At 70.7% G+C, this 7,526-nt stretch carries 7 protein-coding genes and 1 pseudogene; 3 read left to right on the top strand and 5 right to left on the bottom strand.

Translation table 11 applies throughout. The features are described 5' to 3' along the window. Positions 1 to 77 precede the first annotated feature (77 nt). The gene (locus ACFWM7_RS16270) at positions 78 to 1,721 is read right to left on the bottom strand and encodes a cation acetate symporter (protein ID WP_383260788.1); all 1,644 of its coding nucleotides are present in this window, start codon (positions 1,719 to 1,721) and stop codon (positions 78 to 80) included. Next, complete coding sequence (locus tag ACFWM7_RS16265; protein ID WP_383260786.1) at positions 1,718 to 2,083, bottom strand: DUF485 domain-containing protein; 366 nt, start codon at positions 2,081 to 2,083, stop codon at positions 1,718 to 1,720. The genes ACFWM7_RS16270 and ACFWM7_RS16265 overlap by 4 nt, the downstream gene beginning before the upstream one ends. A gap of 345 nt (positions 2,084 to 2,428) precedes the next feature. On the opposite strand from ACFWM7_RS16265, the gene ACFWM7_RS16260 reads away from it, so the two are divergent. After that, positions 2,429 to 3,967, top strand: coding sequence for a S8 family serine peptidase (locus ACFWM7_RS16260; RefSeq protein ID WP_383260784.1), 1,539 nt, complete (start codon positions 2,429 to 2,431; stop codon positions 3,965 to 3,967). A gap of 69 nt (positions 3,968 to 4,036) precedes the next feature. On the opposite strand, the gene ACFWM7_RS16255 is transcribed toward ACFWM7_RS16260, so the two are convergent. Together ACFWM7_RS16255 and ACFWM7_RS16250 are read right to left on the bottom strand one after the other, a co-directional pair. Then, on the bottom strand, positions 4,037 to 4,735 hold the full coding sequence (locus ACFWM7_RS16255) for a lysoplasmalogenase (RefSeq protein WP_383260783.1): 699 nt from the start codon (positions 4,733 to 4,735) through the stop codon (positions 4,037 to 4,039). Beyond that, positions 4,732 to 5,694, bottom strand: coding sequence for a sterol desaturase family protein (locus ACFWM7_RS16250; RefSeq protein WP_383260781.1), 963 nt, complete (start codon positions 5,692 to 5,694; stop codon positions 4,732 to 4,734). The genes ACFWM7_RS16255 and ACFWM7_RS16250 overlap by 4 nt, the downstream gene beginning before the upstream one ends. 146 nt (positions 5,695 to 5,840) lie before the next feature. Between ACFWM7_RS16250 and ACFWM7_RS16245 the strand changes: the two genes are divergently transcribed. Together ACFWM7_RS16245 and ACFWM7_RS16240 are read left to right on the top strand one after the other, a co-directional pair. Then, complete coding sequence (locus tag ACFWM7_RS16245) at positions 5,841 to 6,431, top strand: hypothetical protein (protein ID WP_383260779.1); 591 nt, start codon at positions 5,841 to 5,843, stop codon at positions 6,429 to 6,431. 194 nt (positions 6,432 to 6,625) lie between these two features. Then, a pseudogene (locus tag ACFWM7_RS16240) lies at positions 6,626 to 7,006 on the top strand (NACHT domain-containing protein); the annotation flags it as partial. Here ACFWM7_RS16240 and ACFWM7_RS16235 read toward each other — a convergent pair. After that, the gene (locus tag ACFWM7_RS16235; RefSeq protein WP_383260794.1) at positions 6,922 to 7,485 is read right to left on the bottom strand and encodes a hypothetical protein; all 564 of its coding nucleotides are present in this window, start codon (positions 7,483 to 7,485) and stop codon (positions 6,922 to 6,924) included. The pseudogene ACFWM7_RS16240 and the gene ACFWM7_RS16235 sit on opposite strands and share 85 nt — an antisense overlap. Positions 7,486 to 7,526: the final 41 nt, after the last annotated feature.

The raw sequence follows: 7,526 nt of genomic DNA, 5'->3' as shown, positions 1-7,526 counted from the left end.
CGTCGTAGGACTCTACGACGCGGTCCGGCCGCGGGTGGTGGGTGATGGGCCGAACGGGCCCGCCCGCTCCGGTGTGCTCAGTGGGCTCCGACGCCGGTGAGGGACTTGACCTCCAGTTCGGCGTACTTGTCCGTGTCGGGCTTCTCCTTGGAGATCAGCGAGCCGACCCAGCCGAGCAGGAAGCCGAGCGGGATCGAGATCAGGCCGGGGTTCTCCAGCGGGAACCAGGCGAAGTCGACGTCCGGGAACATCGAGGTCGGCTTGGAGGAGACGACCGGCGAGAACAGCACCAGCAGGACGGAGGAGGCGAGGCCTCCGTAGATGGACCAGAGGGCCCCCTGGGTGGTGAAGCGCTTCCAGAAGAGGCTGTAGAGGATCGTCGGCAGGTTGGCGGACGCGGCGACGGCGAAGGCCAGGGCGACGAGCCCGGCGACGTTCAGGTCGCGGGCGAGGGCGCCGAGACCGATGGAGACGACGCCGATGGCGACGGTGGCCCAGCGTGCGGCGCGGACCTCCTCCTTCTCGCTGGCCTGGCCCTTGCGGATGACGTTGGCGTAGATGTCGTGCGCGAAGGACGAGGAGGAGGCGAGGGTGAGTCCGGCGACGACGGCCAGGATGGTGGCGAAGGCGACGGCGGAGATCACCGCGAGGAGGATGGCGCCGCCGGTGGATCCGGAGCCGCCGCCGATCTCCAGCGCGGCCAGCGGCGCCGCGGTGTTGCCCGCCTTGTTGGAGGCGATGATGTCGTCCTGCTTGAGGATCGCGGCGGCGCCGAAGCCGAGCACGATCGTCATCAGGTAGAAGGCGCCGATGATGCCGATGGCCCAGTTCACGGACTTACGGGCGGCCTTGGCGGTGGGCACGGTGTAGAAGCGGATGAGGATGTGCGGCAGGCCCGCGGTGCCGAGGACCAGGGCGATGCCGAGCGAGATGAAGTCCAGCTTCGAGATGTTGTCGACGCCGTACTTCAGGCCGGGCTCCAGGAAGGCCGCTCCCTTGCCGCTGTTGCTGGCGGCGGTGCCGAGCAGGTCGGAGATGTTGAAGTTGAACTTCAGCAGGATCAGGAAGGTGATGAGCAGGGTGCCCGCGATGAGCAGGACGGCCTTGACCATCTGCACCCAGGTGGTGCCCTTCATGCCGCCGATGGTGACGTAGAGGATCATCAGAATGCCGACCAGGGCGACGATGAGGATCTTCCCGGCGTCGCTGGTGATGCCGAGCAGCAGCGAGACGAGGACGCCCGCGCCGGCCATCTGGGCCAGCAGGTAGAAGATCGAGACGACGATCGTGGACGTGCCGGCGGCGGTACGTACGGGGCGCTGGCGCATCCGGTAGGCGAGGACGTCGCCCATGGTGTAGCGGCCGGAGTTGCGCAGCGGTTCGGCGACCAGGAGCAGGGCGACGAGCCAGGCGACGAGGAAGCCGATGGAGTACAGGAAGCCGTCGTAGCCGAAGAGCGCGATGGCTCCGGCGATGCCGAGGAAGGACGCGGCGGACATGTAGTCGCCGGAGACCGCGAGTCCGTTCTGGAATCCGGTGAACTGGCGGCCGCCCGCGTAGAAGTCGGAGGCGCTCTTGGTCTGGCGGCCCGCCCACACGGTGATGAAGAGGGTCGCGACGACGAACGCGGCGAACAGCGTGATGATCAGCGGCCGGTGCTCGCTCGCCCCCTCGGTGGCGGCGAGCTGGACGGTGGGATAGAGGGCGTGGGCGGCGCTCATACGTCGGCCTCCATACGGGACTTGATCGCGTCGGCCTTGGGGTCGAGCTTGGTGGCGGCGTGCCGGGAGTAGAGCCAGGCGATGAGGAAGGTGGTGGCGAACTGGGCGAGTCCGAGGACGAGCGCCATGTTGATGTTGCCGACGACCTTGGTGGCCATGAATCCGCCCGCGTAATTGCAGAGCAGGACGTAGAGCAGGTACCAGGTCACGAAGGCGATGGTCAGGGGGAAGGCGAAGGAGCGGTGGGAGCGGCGCAGGTCGGCGAACTCCGGGCTCGACTGCACCGCGACGAACGCCTCGGTGGTGGGCTGGGCGGGTCCGGAGGGCGATGTGCCCTCGGGCGGCGGTGCATCGGTAGCCACGGAATCTCCTCGCGACGCGGGTGCGGTGATCTGGGGGACGGTGGGTGTCAAGGGAGGCCTCGTTACCGGCGGGGACGGTGATGTACCTCCTGGACAACGGCACGGAGGGCGCGACGAAGCGGTTCACCGCGTCTTTCGCCTTCTCGTTCGCCTTGTCGGAGGTGTCGCCGTGCACCCGGTTGCCCGGACCTCACCCGTTCACATTCGGCCGCATCGGTCACTCTTCGAACTCTCTTGCCCGTAAACATTGATGCGCCGGGATGATCAGCGATAGCTTCACTCGTCATGTACGCGACCGAACACGCCAGGTGTCCGGTCGTTCGGCACGGATGATGTGGAGAACCCATGGCTCATCTGGCATCGAGACGGACCCGCGCACTCGCGGTACCCGTCGGACTCGCGCTGACCGCCTCGCTCGGCTTCCTGCCGACGGCGTCGGCCACGGCGGCGCCCACCGGCGAGCAGGCCTCCGCGAGCGTGCGGACCGACGGGCCGAAGCTGTCCTACGTGGTCAACGTCCGGGGCGGCCACGGCACGGTGAAGAACGTCAAGAAGGCGATCGCCAAGGCGGGCGGCACGGTCGTCATCGCCTATGAGCAGATCGGCGTCATCGTCGTCCACTCGCAGAACCCGGCCTTCGGCGAGACGATCCGCAAGGTACGGGGCGTGGAGTCGGCGGGCGCCACCCGCACGAATCCGATCGTGCCGCAGGCCACGAAGGACGTCGGCTCGATAGCGGAGCCGCTGACCGCCGAGCAGGCGGCGTCCGCCGCCGCGGACGCGAAGGCCGGCGAGGACCCGCTGGAGCCCCTCCAGTGGTCGCTGCCCGCGATCAAGGCGGACAAGGCGCACCAGAAGTCGCTGGGCTCGAAGAAGGTGACGGTCGCCGTCATCGACACGGGCGTCGACGACACCCACCCGGACCTCGCCCCGAACTTCGACGAGCGCGCCTCGGCGAACTGCGTGTCGGGCGCCCCGGACACCACCGCCGGCTCCTGGCGTCCGGCGGCGGGCGAGAGCGATCACGGCACGCATGTGGCGGGCACCATCGCCGCTGCGAAGGACGGCGCAGGCGTCACCGGTGTCGCCCCGGGCGTGAAGGTGTCGGGCATCAAGGTGTCGAACCCGGACGGGTTCTTCTACACCGAGGCCGTCGTCTGCGGGTTCCTCTGGGCCGCCGAGCGCGGTGTCGAGGTGACCAACAACAGCTATTACACCGACCCGTGGCTCTTCAACTGCAAGAACGACGCCGACCAGGGCGCCCTGGTCGACGCGCTCACCCGCGCCGTGAAGTACGCGGAGCGCAAGGGCACGGTCAACGTCGCGGCGGCGGGCAACTCCCGCCACGACCTGTCGGTCGACGCGATCGAGGACACGACCAGCCCGAACGACTCCGAGACGGTCACGCGGACCATCGACCCGAGCGCCTGCCCGGACATCCCGACCATGCTGCCGGGCGTCGTGACGGTCTCCGCGACGGGTGCGAAGGGCCTGAAGTCCTCGTACTCGAACTACGGCAAGGGCATCATCGACGTGGCGGCCCCGGGCGGTGACTCGACGGTCTACCAGACCCCCGAGCCGCCGGCCGTCAACGGCCTGATCCTCTCGACGCTGCCGGGCGGCAAGTTCGGCTACAAGGCCGGTACGTCGATGGCGTCCCCGCACGTCGCGGGCGTCGTGGCGCTGATCAAGTCCAAGCACCCCTACGCCTCACCGGCCGCGGTGAAGGCGCTGCTGACGCTGGAGGCGGACGCGAAGGCGTGCGGTGCGCCGTACGACATCGACGGCGACGGCACCGTCGACGCGGTCTGCGAGGGCGGCAAGAGCTACAACGGCTTCTACGGGGCCGGAGTGGTGGACGCGCTGGACGCGGTGCGCTGGTAACGGCACGTCGCGCTACGGCCGAGGGCCCGGGGAGATCGCCCTCCCCGGGCCCCTCGGGCAATCTGGGGCTCACGCCCCCGGCTTGTGCTTCGTCAGCACCCCGAGGGTCAGCAGGGCCTGTGCGGCGATGTAGGTGAGCATCACCCAGAAGTCGGGGGCGGGCGCCTGCGGCCACTCGGCGATACCGGTGGCGATAAGGGCGTCCGAGAGCAGGAAGAGCGCACCGCCGACCGCCGCGTACGGTCCGAACACGCCCGCCCGCCAGGCCATGGCGGTGAGCAGCAGGCTGTAGCCGGTAAGCGGGATCCGCAGGTCCGCCGGGAGGTCCGGCCAGATCAGCACGAGGAAGACGACGAGGACGACGGCGTACCCGACCCCGGTGACCGGACCGGCCGGGGAGCGGCCGACACCCCGGCCTCGGCCCTCCTCCCGCCCGAACAGCGTCAGGTAGCAGACATGGCCGACGGCGAACGAGCCCATGCCGACGAGGAAGGCCAGGTCGTCGTCGGCGAGCAGGAAGACATCGCCGCCCCACCCGAACAGCAGGGCCGCGACGAGCAGCCGGGGGGCGCCGCGCAGGGCCGCGTACCCGGCGAGCAGCGGCATCAGCAGCGGCTTGGCGACGAGATGGACGGCCTCGGCCCCGGCGAGGAGCCCGGCCAGGTCGGCCGCGGCGACGAGGAGGAGGGCGAGGAGCACGGGGCGGGCGAAGCGCTCGGCCCCTCGGCCGGCCCCGGTGGAGCCGGGGCGGGCGGCGGTGGCGGTCACAGGGCGCGTTCCGGGGCGGGGGTCTCCACGGGCACGGCGGTGGCGGCGGCCGGGGCAGTCGTGGCGGCCGGGGGCACAGCGGCCGTGGTCGGCGGGGCAGCCGTGATGGTTGGGCCCCCCGTCTTCGCCGCCGGCTGCCAGCCGGGCCCCCGGAAGACCCGGCCGGCGCGCTCGCTCCAGGTGTCGGCGGCCCGGACGTCCCGGGCGATGGCGGCGTACTCGTGGGTGGCGACGCGCAGCGGGTTGTACGTGGTGATGTTCTTGGTGAGCCCGTAGACGGGCCGCTCGACCTCCGCCGCGAAGGACCCGAACATCCGGTCCCAGATGATCAGGATGCCGCCGTAGTTGCGGTCCAGGTAGCCGCCCTGCGAGGCATGGTGGACGCGGTGGTGGGAGGGCGTGTTGAGGACGTACTCGAAGGGGCGCGGGAGCTTGCCGACCCGCTCGGTGTGCACCCAGAACTGGTAGACGAGGTTGGCCGACTGGCAGAACGCGAGCGCCGCCGGGTGCACCCCGCAGGCGATCAGCGGCAGGTAGAAGGGCCAGACGGTCGCGGAGGTCCAGGGCTGGCGCAGCGCGGTGGTGAGGTTGAACTTCTCGCTGGAGTGGTGGACCACGTGGCAGGCCCACAGGATCCGGATCACGTGGTGGCCGCGGTGGGACCAGTAGTAGAAGAAGTCCTGGGCGAGGAGCATCAGCAGGACGGTCCACCACAGCACGGGCACCCGCAGCGGCGTCAGCTCGTAGACGCCCATGTAGATGGCCAGGATGGGGATCTTCCACAGCAGGTCGAAGCCCAGGCTGCCGAGCCCCATGGTGACACTGGTGGCGGCGTCCTTGGTCTCGTATCCGGCCGCGTCCTCGTCCGGATGGAGGCGGTAGCTGACCATCTCGATCACGGTGAGCAGCACGAAGGCCGGTATTGACCACAGCACGACATCGGGCAGGTTCGGCTCCATGCGAGCACCGTAGGGCCGTCGGTCGGCGAGGGCTAGAGGTTGTTACCCACAAGTATGCGAGACCTGCTGTCAGCAGTCTTTGGCACCTTCTGCCAAGAGCCGGCGTCATAGGATCTGCCGGACAGGCTCCAGGGGGAGGAACGCGCGTGTCCGGTACGGAAGTTGTCCTGTTACGGCTGGCTACGACGGTGGCCGGTGCGGCGGCCAGGGCGCTGCTGACCCCTCGGCCGGGCGCGGGCCTGGTCCCGGACCCGGTCCGTCCGCTCCCCCGCCCCGCGAAACCGGACCGCTTGGCGAAGGTGCTCGCGGGCCGCCTGTCGGAGGCGTACGCCGACCTGCCCGAGCACGAACGGCTGGCCGCGCTCGTCTCCGTACAGGACACGTTCGCGGCCGGCGTCCCGGATACCGACCGGCTGTTCGCCCTGGAGCTGGACCCGGAGCGGCTGCGGGCGGAGCTGTCGGCCCCCGCCGCCGGGCTCTCGGCCCGGTCCCTCGATCTGTACGAGGACCTCCTCGGCCGCTGCTGCGCGCATCTGGTGGAGCAGCTGACCGCCCACCCGTCGTTCGCGGCGCGGGCGGCGGCGGAGCAGGTCCGTGCGGCGGGCCGGACCCGGGAGCTGGTGGCGGAGGTACGGGACCGGGTGGGGCCGCGCCCGGACGCGGCGGATCTGGAGTTCGAGGGGCGGTACGCGGAGTTCATCGCGAACGCCAACGACCGGGTGGAGCTGTCGGGCTGACGCTGGGGCGGTCGGCGGGCGGGTGGCCGCTGGAGACGGCGTACATCGGGCTGGAGGTCAGCGGGGAGTACGAGGCCGTCGACCGGCTGGGGCTGGATCACCCGGTCCGGACCTCGGTCGGAATCGAGCAGGCCCTCGGTGAGCGGGACCGGCTGCTACTGCGCGGTCCGGCCGGTTCCGGCAAGAGCACGCTGGTGCAGTGGCTGGCGCTGAACGCCGCCCGGCAGTCGTTCGGCAGCGAGCTGGCGGACTGGAACCGGTGCGTTCCCTTCGTGCTGAGGCTGCGCACCTTCACGGCTCACGACGCCCTGCCCGCCCCTGCGGACTTCCTGCGCGCGACCGGTGTCCCGCTGCACGGCTCGGCCCCGGCGGGGTGGGCGGACCGGCTGATGGGGCAGGGCCGGGCGTTGGTCCTGGTGGACGGGGTCGACGAGGTGCCGGAGCGGCTGCGCAAGCGCACGGAGCGTTGGCTGAGGGACCTGATCGTCGCCTACCCCCGGGCCAAGTACGTGGTGACGACCCGCCCCTCGGCGGTCTCGGAGAGCTGGCTCGCCTCCTCCGGCTTCGAGCCGCACACGCTGCTCGCGATGAGCCGCGCCGACATCCACGTCTTCATCGGCCACTGGCACCGGGCGGCCCGCTCGGAGTGCGGGTCCGACGACGAACGCGCCGAACTCGAACGGTACGAGAACGCCCTGCGTCGCGCGGTCGGCACCCGCCGGGACCTGGGGCTGCTCGCGACGAACCCGCTGATGTGCGCCCTGCTCTGCGCGCTGAACCGGGACCGCCGGACGCAGCTGCCACGGGCCCGCAAGGAGCTGTACGACGCGGCGCTCGACATGCTGCTGGTCCGGCGTGACACCGAGCGCGAGATCGCCGGGGTCGAGGGTGTCGACCTGACCCGCGAGGAGCAGACGGCGCTCCTCCAGCGTCTGGCGTACTGGCTGATCCGCAACGGGCTGGTCGAGGCGCGGCAGGACGAGGCGGTGGGCCTGCTCACGGACTGGCTGCGGGCCATGTCCCAGGTCCGGGGCGCCCCCGACCAGGTCTTCACCCACCTCCTCAACCGCAGCGGCCTCCTCCGCGAACCGGCCC

Origin of the sequence: Streptomyces sp. NPDC058375 (assembly GCF_042723425.1) — a bacterium.
Lineage (GTDB): Bacteria > Actinomycetota > Actinomycetes > Streptomycetales > Streptomycetaceae > Streptomyces > Streptomyces durocortorensis.
The sequence above is the reverse complement of the archived record's forward strand: the minus strand, read 5'-3'. Positions and strand labels throughout refer to the sequence as shown.